The 16511-nt window shown below is 38.1% G+C and carries 24 protein-coding genes; 22 read left to right on the forward strand and 2 right to left on the reverse strand.

The window, feature by feature from the left end:
* Window positions 1–3: 3 nt before the first annotated feature.
* The 13 genes from GLW00_RS12090 (at window position 4) to GLW00_RS12145 (ending at window position 9693) form a co-directional block, all read left to right on the forward strand.
* On the forward strand, window positions 4–285 hold the full coding sequence (locus GLW00_RS12090) for a hypothetical protein (RefSeq protein ID WP_160914402.1): 282 nt from the start codon (window positions 4–6) through the stop codon (window positions 283–285).
* 576 nt (window positions 286–861) lie between these two features.
* Window positions 862–1086 (forward strand): PF20097 family protein, encoded by a 225-nt coding sequence (locus GLW00_RS20695; protein WP_237417501.1) that lies wholly within the window; start codon window positions 862–864, stop codon window positions 1084–1086.
* 147 nt (window positions 1087–1233) lie between these two features.
* Window positions 1234–1458: a hypothetical protein gene (locus GLW00_RS12095; RefSeq protein WP_160914403.1), complete on the forward strand. Its 225-nt coding sequence runs from the start codon at window positions 1234–1236 to the stop codon at window positions 1456–1458.
* Window positions 1459–1647: 189 nt separating this feature from the next.
* On the forward strand, window positions 1648–1827 hold the full coding sequence (locus GLW00_RS12100; protein WP_237417502.1) for a glycine zipper domain-containing protein: 180 nt from the start codon (window positions 1648–1650) through the stop codon (window positions 1825–1827).
* A 264-nt stretch (window positions 1828–2091) separates the two neighbouring features.
* Complete coding sequence (locus GLW00_RS12105; RefSeq protein WP_160914405.1) at window positions 2092–3066, forward strand: DUF2268 domain-containing putative Zn-dependent protease; 975 nt, start codon at window positions 2092–2094, stop codon at window positions 3064–3066.
* Window positions 3067–3853: 787 nt separating this feature from the next.
* Window positions 3854–4195, forward strand: coding sequence for a DMT family transporter (locus GLW00_RS12110; protein WP_160914416.1), 342 nt, complete (start codon window positions 3854–3856; stop codon window positions 4193–4195).
* On the forward strand, window positions 4195–4509 hold the full coding sequence (locus GLW00_RS12115; protein ID WP_160914418.1) for a DMT family transporter: 315 nt from the start codon (window positions 4195–4197) through the stop codon (window positions 4507–4509). Before GLW00_RS12110 ends, GLW00_RS12115 begins: the two co-directional genes overlap by 1 nt.
* A 38-nt stretch (window positions 4510–4547) precedes the next feature.
* Window positions 4548–5141, forward strand: a complete 594-nt coding sequence (locus GLW00_RS12120; RefSeq protein ID WP_202412483.1) for a TetR/AcrR family transcriptional regulator — start codon at window positions 4548–4550, stop codon at window positions 5139–5141.
* 648 nt (window positions 5142–5789) lie between these two features.
* A complete protein-coding gene (locus GLW00_RS12125; protein ID WP_160914420.1) occupies window positions 5790–6743 on the forward strand; it encodes an ABC transporter permease subunit in 954 nt (317 codons plus the stop codon).
* Window positions 6736–7740 (forward strand): ABC transporter permease subunit, encoded by a 1005-nt coding sequence (locus tag GLW00_RS12130; RefSeq protein WP_160914422.1) that lies wholly within the window; start codon window positions 6736–6738, stop codon window positions 7738–7740. The genes GLW00_RS12125 and GLW00_RS12130 overlap by 8 nt, the downstream gene beginning before the upstream one ends.
* A 284-nt stretch (window positions 7741–8024) precedes the next feature.
* Window positions 8025–8783, forward strand: coding sequence for a DUF4397 domain-containing protein (locus GLW00_RS12135; RefSeq protein ID WP_160914424.1), 759 nt, complete (start codon window positions 8025–8027; stop codon window positions 8781–8783).
* 219 nt (window positions 8784–9002) lie between these two features.
* Entirely contained in the window at window positions 9003–9185 is a 183-nt protein-coding gene (locus GLW00_RS12140; RefSeq protein WP_160914426.1) for a hypothetical protein, read from the forward strand.
* A 220-nt stretch (window positions 9186–9405) separates the two neighbouring features.
* Entirely contained in the window at window positions 9406–9693 is a 288-nt protein-coding gene (locus GLW00_RS12145) for a hypothetical protein (RefSeq protein ID WP_202412484.1), read from the forward strand.
* Between the two features lie 138 nt (window positions 9694–9831).
* On the opposite strand, the gene GLW00_RS12150 is transcribed toward GLW00_RS12145, so the two are convergent.
* Window positions 9832–10593, reverse strand: a complete 762-nt coding sequence (locus GLW00_RS12150; protein ID WP_160914427.1) for an MBL fold metallo-hydrolase — start codon at window positions 10591–10593, stop codon at window positions 9832–9834.
* A 130-nt stretch (window positions 10594–10723) separates the two neighbouring features.
* Between GLW00_RS12150 and GLW00_RS12155 the strand changes: the two genes are divergently transcribed.
* The 7 genes from GLW00_RS12155 (at window position 10724) to GLW00_RS12185 (ending at window position 15349) form a co-directional block, all read left to right on the forward strand.
* Entirely contained in the window at window positions 10724–11131 is a 408-nt protein-coding gene (locus tag GLW00_RS12155; RefSeq protein WP_160914429.1) for an Lrp/AsnC family transcriptional regulator, read from the forward strand.
* Between the two features lie 627 nt (window positions 11132–11758).
* Window positions 11759–12082, forward strand: a complete 324-nt coding sequence (locus tag GLW00_RS12160) for a PadR family transcriptional regulator (protein WP_160914431.1) — start codon at window positions 11759–11761, stop codon at window positions 12080–12082.
* Window positions 12079–13200 carry a DUF2812 domain-containing protein gene (locus GLW00_RS12165; protein ID WP_160914433.1) on the forward strand — a complete coding sequence of 374 codons (1122 nt, stop codon included), beginning with the start codon at window positions 12079–12081 and terminating at the stop codon, window positions 13198–13200. The genes GLW00_RS12160 and GLW00_RS12165 overlap by 4 nt, the downstream gene beginning before the upstream one ends.
* A gap of 175 nt (window positions 13201–13375) precedes the next feature.
* Entirely contained in the window at window positions 13376–13810 is a 435-nt protein-coding gene (locus GLW00_RS12170) for a hypothetical protein (protein WP_160914435.1), read from the forward strand.
* A 474-nt stretch (window positions 13811–14284) separates the two neighbouring features.
* Window positions 14285–14746: a GNAT family N-acetyltransferase gene (locus GLW00_RS12175; protein WP_160914436.1), complete on the forward strand. Its 462-nt coding sequence runs from the start codon at window positions 14285–14287 to the stop codon at window positions 14744–14746.
* A 44-nt stretch (window positions 14747–14790) separates the two neighbouring features.
* Window positions 14791–15072, forward strand: a complete 282-nt coding sequence (locus GLW00_RS12180; RefSeq protein ID WP_160914438.1) for a hypothetical protein — start codon at window positions 14791–14793, stop codon at window positions 15070–15072.
* 13 nt (window positions 15073–15085) lie between these two features.
* Window positions 15086–15349: a hypothetical protein gene (locus tag GLW00_RS12185; protein WP_160914440.1), complete on the forward strand. Its 264-nt coding sequence runs from the start codon at window positions 15086–15088 to the stop codon at window positions 15347–15349.
* Here the strand turns inward: GLW00_RS12185 and GLW00_RS20940 are convergent.
* The gene (locus GLW00_RS20940; RefSeq protein ID WP_160914832.1) at window positions 15343–15441 is read right to left on the reverse strand and encodes a winged helix-turn-helix transcriptional regulator; all 99 of its coding nucleotides are present in this window, start codon (window positions 15439–15441) and stop codon (window positions 15343–15345) included. The genes GLW00_RS12185 and GLW00_RS20940 overlap by 7 nt on opposite strands.
* 353 nt (window positions 15442–15794) lie before the next feature.
* Here GLW00_RS20940 and GLW00_RS12195 point away from each other — a divergent pair, with 353 nt between their 5' ends.
* Window positions 15795–15998 carry a hypothetical protein gene (locus tag GLW00_RS12195; protein ID WP_160914442.1) on the forward strand — a complete coding sequence of 68 codons (204 nt, stop codon included), beginning with the start codon at window positions 15795–15797 and terminating at the stop codon, window positions 15996–15998.
* Window positions 15999–16105: 107 nt separating this feature from the next.
* Complete coding sequence (locus GLW00_RS12200) at window positions 16106–16477, forward strand: SecDF P1 head subdomain-containing protein (RefSeq protein ID WP_160914444.1); 372 nt, start codon at window positions 16106–16108, stop codon at window positions 16475–16477.
* Window positions 16478–16511: the final 34 nt, after the last annotated feature.

Raw genomic sequence — 16511 nt, forward strand, 5'->3', positions numbered from 1 at the left:
AGGATGAAAGGGAAACGGTTTCATGCAATGAATATTATCCTGCTGATGATCATATCAGCAGCAGGATTGCTCGCTTGGTTCGGAAATGCAATGAGCCAGGTGACGTATTCTTCAATAAATTTTGCAATCATGACAACTTTTGTGTGGTGGGGAGTTTTTTATTGGATTCAGTTTTCAAGAAAAGAGACCACATGGCGTGTGGTTTGGTTTCTCATCTCCTTCGGGACTCTATTATATTGGATGGCTGGAGGAGGGGCATCCTTTTATAATTTGATCTTAGGTTGAAACAAAAGGGCAACGCTCATATTTTGCAGATCCATTTTTCTATTGATACCAAACACATGCACATAGTTTTTTTATGTAGTAATTGTAAGAAAGAAGGGGTGCTGAATTGAAGGATAAAGATATTCTACTGGGGATCTATGTACTGATACTAAGCGTCGTCCCTATCTCCGGGTTTCTATCATTACTTTTTCTTCCAGGTTCGAAAGATATCATAGTAATATGGACGTTTTTGATTATAGCCACGATATTATCCATTCTATCTTTTAAGAGACAAAAATTTTTTGCGATTTTATCAATCATTATTTTATTGGGAACTGCCGCTCTAATTACATTTGCTGCAATGATGGCCGGGATGTCTCCTAATTCTTAAGTTAAGATTTTTTTATTGTAATGTGTCGTACTTAAAGTAAAAGGTTCACTTAGCTATTTCGATTACGAGTCTTCCTGTACCGGGGGCGATGACTTCATAGGATACTCGCTTTTCTTACATAATCATAGGGAATAATAATAGTTTGATGGTGCAGGGTTACTAGTTATTTCAATAAGATCGCTAAGGTGAAGGTGGTGTAACTAACAATGGACGATAATGCATGGTGTCCTGAATGTGGAAACGAGTTGAAGCAAGGGTATATATTCTCTCCTCGAAGAATTTGCTGGTCAGACTCGCCTGATTCCATCTTTGCGGATTTTGGAAGTGAAACATTAATAGGTGATGCATGGTTGAAAGTCAAAAAAGTTCCAGCGTTAAGGTGTAAAGAATGTAGAGTCGTTATTTTCAAACATAGGGAACAAAATATATAAAACAGATTTAGGGGATGTGTAACAAACTGTGTAGTTAAATGAAGAAATTTGTAAACCATAACGGAAAAGTGGCTTGCATATTTAGGGTTATTGACTTAGAGACACGTTTCATGGTGTGAGTATAAATAAGGTTAGGAGGAACAATTTATGCCTTCTATTATATCTGGAATTATTTTTGTCGTTGGATTGCTTTCTTATTATTGGTTTTTCTTTGTGGAATACGGAGCCATCGTCACAGTCATTATTACTTTTCTTTGTGGCTTGTTTGGAGGAGCGATTGCATTAGGTACTAAAAAACGAAAACTAGTGACCATGCATGCACTTCTAATTCTTAGCCCATATCTTCTATTGTTAGTTATCAAAATATTTTAATAGTCGCTTGTAGAACCTGGTGCATTGTGTTTATTTAAGTCATTAGTATTCCCCCCATCGAGGCGATGGCTTAATAGATACTCGCCCGATGAATCAAGAATAAGGCCCTTCATAAACGTGATTTTTTTACTTACATAGCAAGATTGGCGAACAATAGGAGCAAACAAAGTTATCGGAAGGGAAATATAAATGATGGGCAAATATAAGAAAACAAAAGGGACTACTTATTTAGCGGTTGGACTTGGTATGGGGTTTCCTTTAGGGGCAGTGCTTGGTTTAACTATAGTTGATAATCTAGCAATCGGCGCTGGTATAGGTTTGGTTCTTGGGACAACAGTTGGAACAGCAATAGACTCAAATAAAAACTAACAAGAATAGATAACTACTTATCCATTCTTGTGCTAGAGAAAAAGACAGTAAGAGATATCTTAGCTCTGAGTGATACAGAAAAGGTGGCAATTCTATAATGAAGGATTCGCCCTTTTTTTGTTTAGTCAGGTATGTCGGAGACTTAGTTTCAAGGTAACCGTCTATATTGAAACCATACTCTTGTTCAGAAAAGTTAAATCCAATTCAGCATATATGTAAGAATTATGCGTGATAGTTAATTTGAACCGTTCAAAGGGGAGGACTATGCGATACTTAATTATTTTAGGCTTAACTTTACTTAGTATTCTAATAGGTTGTGATACGGAGACTTCCAACAGAGTAAACAACAAAAAAACGGACACAAGTACCCTAACTGAAATAACTTCTAATAAAAATGAATACATAATTGAAGCTACCACAGAAGGCGGACAAACGTTACGAATATTTTCTGCCTACGAATATGTCGAAGAGTTTGTGAAAAAAGTTGAAGAAACAGATGAATGGAATAAGCAGAAGAAGATGTGGAACAACATCGTTATGGATCATATACAAGAAGCATGTTTGAGTGGGGAATACTCTCATCTTGTGAAGGAGTATGTGAGAACTCCTCCGAGAGAGCTGAAAAAAGTAAAGGATGATATCACCATGCTTCAGGCTGCAGAACCAGAAAAAACAGTACTTCAAGCTTTGAAGGAATCTGCTGATCTATTGCCAGGCGAGGATACAACGGTCTGTCTTCTTCCTAGAGGGAATGTGGATTATGGAGGAGTAAATGTTGGAGCAGGCAAAGTGTCTGTGTTTTACTTCCCTCATTTTAACAAAGAGCGATTGAAACAAACTGTTGCACATGAATATCACCACAGTGTGTGGACCGAGAAATTTGCTCGGAACTATGAATGGGATTTACTGGGTAGTATTATTTTTGAAGGGAAAGCTGAATACTTCTCTTCCTTGTTATACGGAGAACCAGTAGTGAAAACGTATCATATGGAAGACGAACAAGAGAAGAAATTATGGAATCAAGTAAAGAGTTCTCTGGATACTACGGAGAATGAACTAGTGAATACGGTGCTTTATGGAGATGGCACTGAGTTTCCATACAGCTTCGGTTATATTATCGGCTACCACATTGTTCGTAACTATGCTGACAACCATCCTGAGACAACGATTGAAGAATGGACGAAATTATCACCCGAGATCCTCTATGAGGAAAGTGGATACGAAGAATCTTTAAAATGACAGATTGATTCCCTGGAAATACGCATAAGCCTGTTCATTCAAACTACCGTTAATTTCTCTTCTAATGAAAATAAACTTGAGAAATATCTAGAAATCAAGTCCCCATGTAGTTTAATTTACTATGAAATGGAAGGAAGATTAGTTGTGGTATATATTTTAATCTCCGGTATAGTTTCCCTGATCGTAATTATCATTTTCTCAGTTAGTTACAGGCACAAATCAAAAGTAGATAAAGGCCCTAAGTTAAATTACTTTAGCTTGTCATACAGAAGAAAAATGATTAGAACGTTAATGACCTTTCCTGTCGTTATTTTAGCAGTTATTGCAATTCTCCTGTTTCCGAACTTTAGTATTCGTATTGAAATGCTTTTCGTAATATTTTTGCTTTTAGTTTTTGTTATTCAACTAATCTATAACTTTTATATGTGGAAGAAAAAAGAGGAGTAAGTTACAAATATTTTTATACATACTGTCTTTAAAATGAAACATTAACAATCGGAACAATTACTATAGTGATGTATAACTTCGAGTATTACCTTTCATTGGAAAATTTAAATAGCAAAATTGATAAGTTAAACCGGTTCTTAGATATATTTTAAAGGAACCGGTTTTTTATGTAGTAATGTGCTTTGTCGTTGTAGATCCTCCTTTTCACGAAGCTATCCTATGTAGGAAATCTAAAAATCCATGTTAATTGACACAATTAAATACAATTGCTAACATTACCTTACGACCGTTCGTAAGTTTTTGTGGAGTAGTTTAAAATATAATTAAAGGAGTCTTATATATGAAGCTTTCTTGGTTTTATGTTTTAATTGGATCTTTATTTGAGGTGGTTTGGGTTATAGGTTTAAAGCATGCCTATAATAGTTTTACATGGATAGGAACAGGTATAGCCATATTTCTTTCGTTTGCTATGATTATTAAAGCCACGAAGAATCTAGCCGTAGGAACGGTGTATGCTGTCTTTACAGGACTTGGCACAACCGGTACGGTATTGATGGAAATGTTAGTTTTCGGAGAACCTTTTAAGATGTTAAATGTCCTGCTGATTCTTATTCTTCTCATTGGAGTGATGGGCCTTAAGTTAGTCACTGGTGAACCTGAAGCAGAAAGGAGTGCGTCCTAATGGCATGGGTATTTCTTTTAATTGCTGGAGGTTTCGAAGTCATGGGAGTAACCGGACTGAATTTAATAAACAGACACAAGAATGTGGGGTCCGTGGCCGTATTCGTGCTTGGAATGATCTGCAGTTTCAGCTTCTTGAGTTTTGCTATGCAGACTCTGCCAATGGGAACGGCTTATGCCATATGGACAGGGATCGGAACAGTAGGGTCCGGCCTTATGGGCATCTTATTTTTTGGGGAATCTAAGCATTGGCTTCGAATTGTATTTATGACTATGGTCATAAGTGCAGCAATTGGATTAAAGTTGATTAATTGAAAAAGCTGTCAAGTATGATAAGAGGATGGTGACTTACGTTGAGCATTACTTCGGTTCAAATTAAAGAAATATCATTGAAAAATTTTGCTCGAAATGGATATGAAGGGGCATCGATGGCGGAAATTGCTGACGAAGTAGGGATTAAAAAACAATCAATCTATACTCACTTCAAAGGAAAAGACGACCTTTTCCTTACTCTGTGCCAGGATGCATATGAACAAGAAATAGCATTCTTGATGAATTATGTTGAACAAAAGAAGGAGCTTCATTTAAAAAACTTTTTGTACAATCTTCTTATAGAAAGTAAGGAACGTTACGAAAAAGAAGACTCAACCAAGTTCTGGATCCGTACAGCGTTTTACCCGCCGGTTCACCTGACTGACCAGATCATGCGCCTAACCTATGATTACCTGGACAGGGCAGAGGAATTATTGCTTCCTGTTATAGCTTCCGGCCAAGAAAAAGAAGAAGTTGCTGCTGAGGTTGGAAAGAAGCAGGTTGCTTCTGCTTATCTGGCCCTGCTGGATAGTCTTTATGTGGATATGCTTTACGGAGGTCCTCGTCGCTTAGAGAGAAGGTTAGAGGCTTCGTGGTATATTTATTGGCGCGGAATTTCGTATCGATCTCAGTAAAAAGGATAGATGAAAATCATATACTATGGCGAGTTTATAGATGAAGAAATGTATGACATATTGCAAAGTGAGTATTGATCTTATAAAGAGTTTCTGATCTTTTATCCAAGTCTTAAACAAAGGGGTGCGATCTTTTTAACAAAAAGACCGCACCCCTTTCATCATGCTTGGATAGCATTGTTAGAAAGCTAGTTTCAATAATGATTAGACATGAAGATGAGCCATTCTCTGCCTTGAGTAGTCATTCCATTAAGGTACATCAGTACAGTCACCAACAAACGTAACTGGGTTTATATGGGCAGTGAAAGTGGTAGAAAAAGTGTTTCCATGGGAATCTGTAGTATTAACGGTCTATAAAGCTAAACCTCCTGCTAACCCTCGGGTGATAGTCACTTCATAAATACCGCTAGGCAGAACATTCACTGTTGTTCGAGCTCTTCCACGTAGACGTGCAAAGGTGTTATCTTCACAATCAATTTCTATTCTTCGTCCGGCAAGAAAATTGATTGTGTTACCGCCACTACTATCGTACATTTATTTTTTGTGTCAAAAAAGAGGGGAAGTAATCGAAAGTGTAGAAGTAATGTAATTGCCATGTAACATAATTTGGGATTTTTCAACAGTACATATTAAGAAAGAGGATCAGACATGACAATTACATTCTTTCGGAAATCGCTGATTCAATTTATTCTTACGTCTATCAGCATTGTTTTGATTGGATCGCTTCCTTATCTCTTCTTCAATATGAAATCGCAGGTGGACGTATTGATGATGATTGAAAAAAAAGAGTTGAATAATACGCTCTTTTTACAGGATACGATAGTGTTTAATGTTCAAGAATATGGTCTCCATATGTGGAATACCGTTAAACTACTGACGACTGGAGGCATGGTAGAGTACTACGAAAGTGGGAGATACTATTCACTTTTTCCTGAGCTATTAGAGTTATTTACGAAGTCTATGATGTATCTGATTTTAGGATTAATTCTTGGTCTAGCTGTAGCTGTTGTGATGACGATGTTGATTATGTCGTTATCCAGCAAAGTCCGGAAGTTCCCCAAAATGATATTGTTTGTTTTGGAATCCCTGCCTGACATCTTTATCATTCTAATTCTTCAATTATTAATCATTTGGATCTACAAAAAAACAGATCTTCTTATATTCAATATCACCAGTACTTTGGATGGCGAACCTGTCTTACTTCCCATCCTGGTTTTATCACTTCTGCCTGGGATTTATGTCACGAAGTACTTGTTATTGGCATTTGAGTATGAAGAAGAACAACCCTATGTGAAGTTAGCCTTAAGCAAAGGACTAAGCAAATGGACCATACTGTTCGTACATATGTTTCGAAATTCTGTCCTAACGCTATTCAATCATTTTAAAAGTATTTTCACCTTTGCTTTGGCTAATCTTTTGATGTTGGAAATCATATTTGATATAGAAGGGTTTATGACGTTCATTTATAAAAATAGTGTGTTGAATCCGGAAATACTGACGATCAGCTTATTTCTTGTGTTTGTTCCGTTTTTTATCGTTTTCACAATTATCCAATGGGTATTGGAGTCGAAGTTTTTGCAGGGGGGTGGGACTCTTGACTAGGAATAGCAAAATCTTAGTTTTCATCGGGGCTGCTTACCTTATTGGGTTAATGGTAGCAAGTTTTGGTTACAGTCATTTCATAGAACCTAAACTAGCAAAGCCGGAGAAATTATTAATTGATGATGACGGCAGTCTCATTGCCATGGCGCCATTTCCACCCTCTATGGCCTATCCTTTGGGAAGTGATATTGACGGGAACAGCTACCTCACCAAAATCATAGAAGGGGCGAAATATACGATTGGTCTTTCCGTTATTATTGCTTTAGGGAGAGTTCTTTTATCTTTACTGGGTGGCTACCTTTTATTTTTACTTCCGACTTCAATGAAACGTACGTTTAAAGGGCTCTCGGATGCGCTGCACTATGCTCCAGTCACTGTCTTCACTTATATATTAATCACGCCGGTTATTTTAACTTTTAGTTGGAGCTACGATTTGACAACCAAAATTGTATTTCCATGTTTAGTAATCATTGCAGTGAGCGTCCCTGTGTTGTCTTTATATGTACAGGAAGAGATCGACCTCGCTTCCAATAATGAGTTTATTGATAATGCGAGAACGATGGGGGCGAGCAGGTTCCACATATTTAAAAAACATATTGTCCCTTTTCTTACCCCTAAAGTAGTAGTAACCTTTGTTCAGCAAATGGGACAAACCCTCATAATATTTGCTCATTTAGGGCTTTTAAATGTATTTATAGGAGGTTCAGATACGAGGGTTATGGAGTACGATATTGAAACGGGAGATGCAATTACTGAAACGTTTACCATGTCAAATGAATGGGCAGGCATGATCAGTGATAACTTTCAATACATAAGGTCTTTTCCATGGATGGTTCTTGCTCCTGTTACTGCCTTTGCATTGACGATTCTGGCCATTAACTTCATCGCGTATGGGCTGAAAGCGAACCGGAAACCTAAAAGAGTAAATGTACCACAGGAAAAATTAAAAACTACAAGTATGTCTTTGGACAAGGAGAAATTTCGCATGGTCAAGTAACCTGACTATTATTCATGGTAAGGAAAACCTTCAAAATTTCAAGGTGAGATTTGGATTCCAGTTAGAAAGAATGAAAATTGAAAATATTACTGAAATCAAAAGGAACTTCCATAACAATTGGACGTTCCTTTTTGTAGGCAGATCGATCATCAACCTTAAGATAGCCCAATTAGAAGACTTTGTAACAACCCACCCTTCTCCATAAGGGAAGAAGGGTTTTTAGTTCTTCTCTTCTCTCAGGTGAATAAGCTTTAATTGGGGAATCTTTGGGAGGAGTGGGTGTGATGAACCAATATGGAAATCCGGATATGTTGGCATGGCAGGCTGCTAAATATGATATGCTCGCCAACTATTATAAGTATTTGAATCCGCAAAAACATGTGCACTACTACCACATGCATCTGCAATGTATGCAGCAGTGGTTGATGAGTGAGCGAAGTGATCAAATGATGGGGATGACCGGCTCCCCGGCAAAAGTGAGAGTTCTCCACGCGTCTCCAGATGCACCAGCTGTTGATGTGTATGTGAATGGTCAGAAGGTCTTGGAAAACGTTTCTTATAAGCAGCAAAGCGACTACTTAGAAGTTCCGGAAGGCCAGTATAAAATCGATATTTATCCTGCTGGGAACACCAATCAGCCCGTACTTTCGCAGAACGTCGGCGTAGAGGGCGGGAACATGTATACCGTTGCCGCTGCTGGAAAACTAAACAACCTCCAACTGATTGCAGTCATGGATAATAACGCAGTGTCTAATGGTAAAGCTAAGGTTCGTTTCTGGCATTTATCCCCGAATGCACCTGCTGTTGACATTGCTGTCAAAGGAGGAGACGTTCTCTTTAGAAACATCCCATTTGGAAAGGCTACCCGCTATTTGACTCTGCCGCCAACCACTGTCGATTTGGAAGTCCGCGTGGCAGGAACCAATCAAACGGCTTTAGAAGTACCTGGGGTAAGTGTAAGCCCGAATCAGATATATACAGCTGCAGCGTTAGGTTTAGCTGGTGGTCAACCACCGCTGGAAGCTATGTTTCTGCAACCTTAAAAAACAGGCATAGACTATGCCTGTTTTTTCGTTTGAAATCATTTACTATCTTCACCATATTTTACTCGTAGTGATCTTACATGAGGTTCCTAAATTATATGAATTACAAAATATGGATGATGTGGTACGGTTATATTAATAGAGTTCAACACAAAAGTTTTTTTCACGGTTCCACAAATTTGCTACGTACATGTCTGCCCATTAAAAAGGAGGGAGTAAATGAAAAACATAGTCATGTATTTCATTTTATTTACTGTACTAATTCACGGTGTACTGGATATATTTGATGGAGTTGATTTGATTTACCGATTAATTAATTTAAGTTTTTTACTGTTTATTGCTGTTGTCGTTCACATATTATCAACAAAGAGAAAGAATAGCGCTGAAAACACTCAACTATAGAAACAAGGAAGAAATTTTTTGTCTTTCGTTGGTGTTTTTCTTCTATTTGAACTGCCATCAGAAAAAGAACGTTTACGTGTTTTTCAGATGCGCTGCACTATGTTCCAATTACTGTCTTTACGATCAATCTAATCCCGTGAAAAAGAATAGGAATTTCATTATCCATACGTCCACCGAGAGGTCAGTGCGAAGAGAACTTAGCAATAAAGGGGGAGGTATTTTGAGGAAAATAAAGATCGCCTACGTTCTAAACACGATTTTCAGCGGCTTCATTGCGCTTCTTATATCCACTTTTTTTGCTGGTGGTACAATAGCCGAGAACTATACCGACAAGACGTGGGTGGCCCCGGAGTTTTTTGTAATATTACCTATATGGGCTCTGGGGTGTTTACTTGGATTACTTATTTATAAGAGTAAAGTCCCTGGTGTGTATTTGTTTATCTCTATTCTTATCACATGGGCTTCAATCCCGGTAGGAATACATTTTGGATTTAATTTAGCTACATAAGCTTTCATTCTCTTCGGAAAGTAATGAGACATGTGCAGGTCAGTTTTCAAACAAACGGGGAGCTTCAATAAAAAATACTAATGGGGCGGTATAAATTAAAAACAGACAGAAAAGGGCTATTTCTGTCTGTTTTCCGTATTAGAATGAGTATGCATCTCCATCATCTGGAACTAAAATATTAGAGGAGATCCCTTTTTCATTAGAAAAACTCTTTAATTCTTCTCTTGATAATGTCCAGTGATTGACAGCTTCCATATGAACAGCAATAATTTTTGAATTCGGAGCAGCCTTATACACTTCATAGACATCATCTTTTCCCATGACCAAAGAGCCTCCTTCAAAGAATTGGTTATCTCCAGCATTCACTACAATAATTTCAGGTTCATGTGTGTGGATTGCCGTTTGAACTTCTTCATACCAAACCGTATCTCCAGCTATATATAAGTTTTTTTCTGAGGAATGTTTGAAGACAACGCCACATACCAGCCCAGCCATTTTTAGGATTTCGCCTCTTCCATGCTGGCCTTTGGTTTTGATCAATTGGATACCTTCGAACACCGTATCTTCTTGTAAAACCTCTACATTTTGGAATCCATCGTTTTGAATTTCTGTCGCATCTTCTTCATTCTGGGAGAATATCTTCATTTCTTTTGGCAAGGCTTCTTTAGCGGCATCATCCCAGTGATCCGCATGCAGGTGAGTGACGATCACCGCATCAACATCTTGAATAATACGATCGATGGATGTTGGTAAGCTTACCAAAGGGTTGTTTTGATCTTGTCGTGGTGCGTTGGGGAAAGGTGGGTAAACTCCTTTCTCAGCAAGCATAGGATCGATTAAAAACTTTTTACCGGCGAATTCAACTACGATAGTCGCATTTCGAATGTGGTGGATATTCATATCTGATCTCTCCTTTTCTTTCTAAATGAATAGGTTCAATGTATATTTTATAATAGGACCCATAAATGGATATATAGAATGAATAAAGTCTTTTGGACGTTTGACTTTATTTTTGAAAGGAGTTTAAAGCATGTTAGATCGGACAGATTCACTTATCTTAGATGAACTTTCCAAGAACAGCCGAGTAACAATGAAGGATTTAGGCGAGAAAGTTCACTTAACAGGACCAGCTGCATCAGCAAGGGTGCTCAAATTGGAAGAGAGCGGAGTTATTGAGGGTTATACGATTAAAATGAATCAAGCAAAAATGGGGTATCCTGTTCACGCCATCATTCATATCTATACCGAAAATCCAAATCACCAACCTTATCTTTCCCATATAAAAGAGCAAGATCGTTATGTCGTTAACCATTACAAAGTCAGTGGGGAAAGTTGTTACCTCCTCGAATGCAGATTTCCATCCAACGAGGTTTTGGATGAATTTTTGACAGTCATAAGTAATCTTGTGAGCTATAAATTATCTTTAGTGATTAAATAAAATCTCTGTAAAAAAATATACTTAACCTAACTTCTGGGAATGTCAGTTTAACATCCTTACGATGATATCTTGGTTTCAAGTCTTAATAGAATCATTTCATAAAAAAGCTGAACTTCCATGATAACGGAAGTTCAGCTTTTTTAGGGTGGATAGATCAACACTAACCCCAACAAACTTTAAATACTTGAACGCAAAAACCGCGAGGGCTATAAAGGAGAAGTTTTTCGAGTGTAGAGTAAGACATCTATTGTATGGCTTGTTGGAAATAGAAGGTGTTCCCAAAGCCAAGCGATGAGGCTATAAAATGAGAGCCTCAAAAACATATAGCATTTTCGTGTTATGGATGCGTTATTTCAGTACGGCGTCATAGAAGGAGGCCCTCCGGAACAATGGTGGGTCCTCCTATTAGCCATTCGCAAATTTCCCTTCATTCATTAGATATGTCATAAGTTGATAGAGTAGTTTCTACCATTATCCTCCTATTGCCTTAACTTGCTCCAAATCAAGGCAAGTGTAAGTTAGGAATTTACAAAACAAGAAAACTTTTGTTAAAAAACCACCATATATGTCACAGTGTGATATAGTCGTAGTGTGACATACTTAAAAATGGAAAAAGGGGCTGAATGAATGAGAAAGCCAGAAAAAACATACATACCTATGACCGAAACGGCTTTCTACATCTTGCTTGCATTAACGGAACCCCGCCACGGTTACGGCATCATCAAACATGTGGAGAACCTGACAAATGGAAGAATACGTTTAGGTTCGGGGACTGTTTATGGCACGTTGACGAAGATGCAAAGAGATGGTTTGATCGTCAAGTACGCGGATGGTGAGCGAAAAAAAGTATATGAAGTTACAGAAGAAGGTAAAAGGATCATGAGAATAGAGATAGAAAGGCTGAATGAACTTTACACTAATGCGGTTCGTTATAGGGAGGATTTTTTATGACTACATCAATCTTTCGTCCATTTTGGAGTTATGACCCGATTAAAACGGAACAGTGGCTTGAGAAGAAAGCGAGTGAAGGGTTAGTTCTGAGCGGCTTCAATCGTTGGTCAAGAAAGTTCCATTTTGAAGAAGATGATCCTAAAAATTATACATTTAGACTTTATTATGAGAAGGTGGATCACTTCCCGAAGGCTTTAGAAGAGTCAGGATGGGAATCGATTACGAAAGAAGGTCGTTGGAGAATGATTCGTCATGAAGGCGCTGCGAACAGGGAGCCCTCAAGGGATCATGTGGCTACTAGGAACAAAGTTCATTACTATATTTTTCTGGCGGTTTTGATTTATATGCTCCTTTCCGCTGGTTTGGTTGGAATCCTGACGCTCTCAGTATTTTTAGGTGGGGGATCTGCGACGTTCGTTCCCAGTCCATATTGGGCCATAACCATTACCGTAGGGTTGACACTTTGGACGCTGGTTCCTTACTCGACACTGAAGTTACATAAAGGATTAAAAAAACTTAAAGTGGAGCCTTCATTTTCTACTGAAGAAAACTCAAAACCTATTACATTCACAAAATGGCGGTTAGCCTGGGCGTTTGCTCCTGACCGTTTAGAAAAGTGGTTGGAGCGTATGGAACAAAAAGGATATCAATTGGAGAAGGTAAGCAGATGGGGGATACGGTTTTCATTCAGTGAAGGAGAACCAAGAATGGTAAGTTATGCAGCTGATTTTCAAAAATCGATTGAATCGGACTATTTCTATATGCACAGCGACCGAGGGTGGCGTCAATTGTTCCACTCTACCTCTACGTTCATGTCTTGGACGTTATGGGCGAAAACGTACACGAGTGAAGAAGATAAACCACAGCTGTACAGTGACCCCCATCACAAGTTAAAGCATGCCAAGCGTGTGACTATATGGCAGGGAGGCATTTTCCTGCCATTGACGATTTTATATATAGGATTAATCACAACGAATATCCGTACTATTCTTCAGGGAGGCATTTTTGACTCTACCTTTTGGATGGTAGTGGTGCAAACGATCGTCGTCATCGAATTCGGTTATTTTTCTGTTCGGTCCTTTATGTATTATTGGCGAGTAAGGAAGAGCATACAGTGAATGGGAAAGTATAACTCTGACCTTTAGATATAAATGAATACATAAAATGAGTCCTTAAAGGCTAGAGAGGATTTTAGATATCTTTAAAAAATCATTCGCTACGTTTTATGTAACTCTTCTCATTTATTATTTGAGAATGAACCTCCTAATAAAAAGAAGAGAAAACATACACAGCATGTTAAAACGCGTAGAAAAGAAACTTATAGACTCCGGTGTAATGAATGAGAATTTTGAACAGGGTACGGTCAAGCCTGAAAATAAAACCATTGAGCGGCTGCTTCATGGTTTTTTGGTGAATCGATCCTATTCAGAAGAAGAAGGATATTACGGATACGTGGCTGATTCATTAATTGAAAAGAATAGAGCTACTTTTTTTAAGGTTTCGCTCTTTTTTACGTTTGTCTTTGTGTTATTGTGGCTCGGGATCCGAATATATGTGATGTATTTTTATTCCATTTCAGGAATAATAGCAATGGGAATGTTCATTGGCCTGTTTGCGGCGCCGTTCTTGGGTTTATTAAGTGCTATTTTGGTTCCTGGTCGGAAAAAGTACCCCTTAATACTCTTGAATCTGGGTCTGCTGATTTTTATCAATTTCAGTCTGGTATAGGGTGAGTTGGACTTTTGACGGTGTCCATGTTTTTCAATACGAAATGAGATAATTAAAACCATAACCAGTGCAAATAAAAAGCGTAGGAAACCAAGATTATAAGTCTGGTTTTCTAAGCTTTTTCATTAATTATAAGTCTGGAAAATTAGGATTATGTTTGGCTTTCCACATGTGTTTACCTCGTCTTCCACCTTTGATTTCTAGTCGAATTTGACTATATTCTGAATAGTATAAATACTATGATAACATAGGTGGTATGTCGGGTATTTGGAAAATATGGAGGTGAAACATCCTCCTAAAGGGGTGTTGAATAACCGATGGGCAAGTTTAATCTCCGGACTCAAAGTGAGAAGAATGCAGTTAAAGTAAACACGTATGACTGGAAATTGAGTCTTTCATAAAGGGGACTTTTCTGAAGCATCATGGAAACTCTCTCATCAACATTTTCATAAAATCAAACTGGGGGAACTCAAGTTGAAAGTACAAAGAGTCAATGCAGAACAAACGTATAAACTGCGTCACAAAATACTGAGACCACAACAACCATTCGAAGCATGTCAATATGAAACAGATCATAACGATAATGCTTTTCATATTGGTGCGTTTATTGAAAAGGAATTGGTTAGTGTGGCTTCTTTCTATTTAGAATCACGCCCTGACTTTCAAAGTTCTATTCAATACAGATTAAGAGCTATGGCTACTTCAGAAGAATGCAGAGGTATGGGAGCGGGAAGGGGAGTTGTCCATTTCGCTGAGAGTGAATTGAAAAATCTCAACGCTGATCTCCTTTGGTGTAAAGGAAGAACTTCCGTCCAGCTATATTATGAAAAGTTGGGTTTTCAACCTTATGGAGAAGTTTTTGATTACCCTCCCATTGGGCCTCATGTAATTATGTATAAAGAATTAGGGGGCGGAGGTAAGAAGTGGAAATGGTAACAGGCTCGTTTTCTTAAAGGACTTTTACTAAAGGGGGTGGTGGCATGATGTCGAAGAAGTCTCTTTCCATTAGTTCGGCCCTTATGTTTATATTACCTGTGTTTCCTTTGTTAGCTGGGCTAACCCGATTGGGAAATGACATATTTACAGCTGTTTTAAATATAAGGAATTTTTCACCTTTAATATTTGGAGTTCTGGGATTAGTCGCTGGTTTATTTGGAATAAAAGGAAGTAAAATAGTAAGTCTTGTTGTACTCAATCTTAGGGTGGCCTTTCTGACTCAGGGTTTATATTATTTTGTCGATTGGAATAAACTATCTCCATAAAGGAGTTGGTAGCGTGGATGTTAACGGTAAAATCATTCAGGGAGAATTTGATCCGATTAACGACGAATTTGTATTGAATCAAGTGAAGCACTTTACGACTCAATCCACTCTTAATAAAGACCAATTGGATACCGTTTATGACTATTTGATGAACCATAAAGATGAAGAAGATGGTCAAGTCCTTACGTTGAATGAGCAGATGCTTGTACGGTTAAGTCAGGAAGAGTCGAGTCAATTTATAGAAGACTTGACCCAGATTCGTGAATTGTATCAATAAGGGATGTTGGCACCTGAAATTTTTTCTTTTGTGCGTTTCTTTGTTTGACGTAAATGGCAGAGAATAATCACCTTCCATTTTTCACCTAAGATATGGAGGAGGTCCCGACCTTACTGCCAGATTCACATAGGTTTTTGGACGGAAAGGAATAGAACAGATATCTTCATAAAGGCTGATTATTTGATCGAATAATCAGCCTTTTCTTCGTTCGTTGTTCATTAATGGAATACGCAGGCGGTAGGATCTCTTCTAAAAGATGAAAAGTACATTTAGCTAGTGTAGGGGGCAGTTACTCTATTAGAATGGCGGCTTTTTCAAAATATATTAGCATATTCGTGAGAGACAGTTTTGTGTTTTATTGTGGGATTAATTTCCATTTGGATAATTCTTTGATAGGATTAAGGTAGTGATTTCTTTTGAATGGACTTCGAGAGGAGAAGGTGTAATGATATCCCGGGGAAAAACCAAGACAGGAAAATGGTTTGTTTACATAGGTATATGGACGTTTGCTTTTGGATTTGCCTTTAGTGAGTGGGTGGGAATGGAAGGCACACCATCTCTACTGGAGGCAGCATCCATACCAATGATCATCATGGGGTTACTGCTAATCGTCTTGTCCAATTTCTTTAGAAAAGACGTTCATGGTTGAGGAAAGCGGATGTCTAAAAAATTTTCTGAGGACATTTAAAACTATCCCAAAACATACGTAAAAGAAACGATTATTCCTAGCTATTCCACAAAGAAGGGAGGGATAGAATGAGGTTAATCTTGTCAGCTTTTGCCGCGCTTTTTTTACTCATTGGTTGTCAACAAGAGGTCGATCATGAGTATAATGAGGTTTCCATTAAGGACGAGGAAAGTAACGTCCTGGTGACATCAGCGGATTTTGAAAAAGCAAGTATTCAGGAAGATTCTGACCGCCTACGAGTTAAGGTAGACTTTAAAGACAGTAAGCTGCCTGAAGAAATGACGGAGCAGTATTTGAATGAGCAGGTTTATATCTACTTAGGAGATAAGGAAATAGCGTCTCCAATCATTCGAAAAGTGACCAATAATGATTCCATCCAGATCATTGGTGATTATACGAAGGAAGAAGCAGAGCAATTTGTGAGTGTCATTAACCAATAGGCATAGTCTTAAGCTTGAAGGGAATGGGAGGTCA

Source organism: Halobacillus litoralis, from assembly GCF_009856445.1.
GTDB lineage: Bacteria > Bacillota > Bacilli > Bacillales > Halobacillaceae > Halobacillus > Halobacillus litoralis.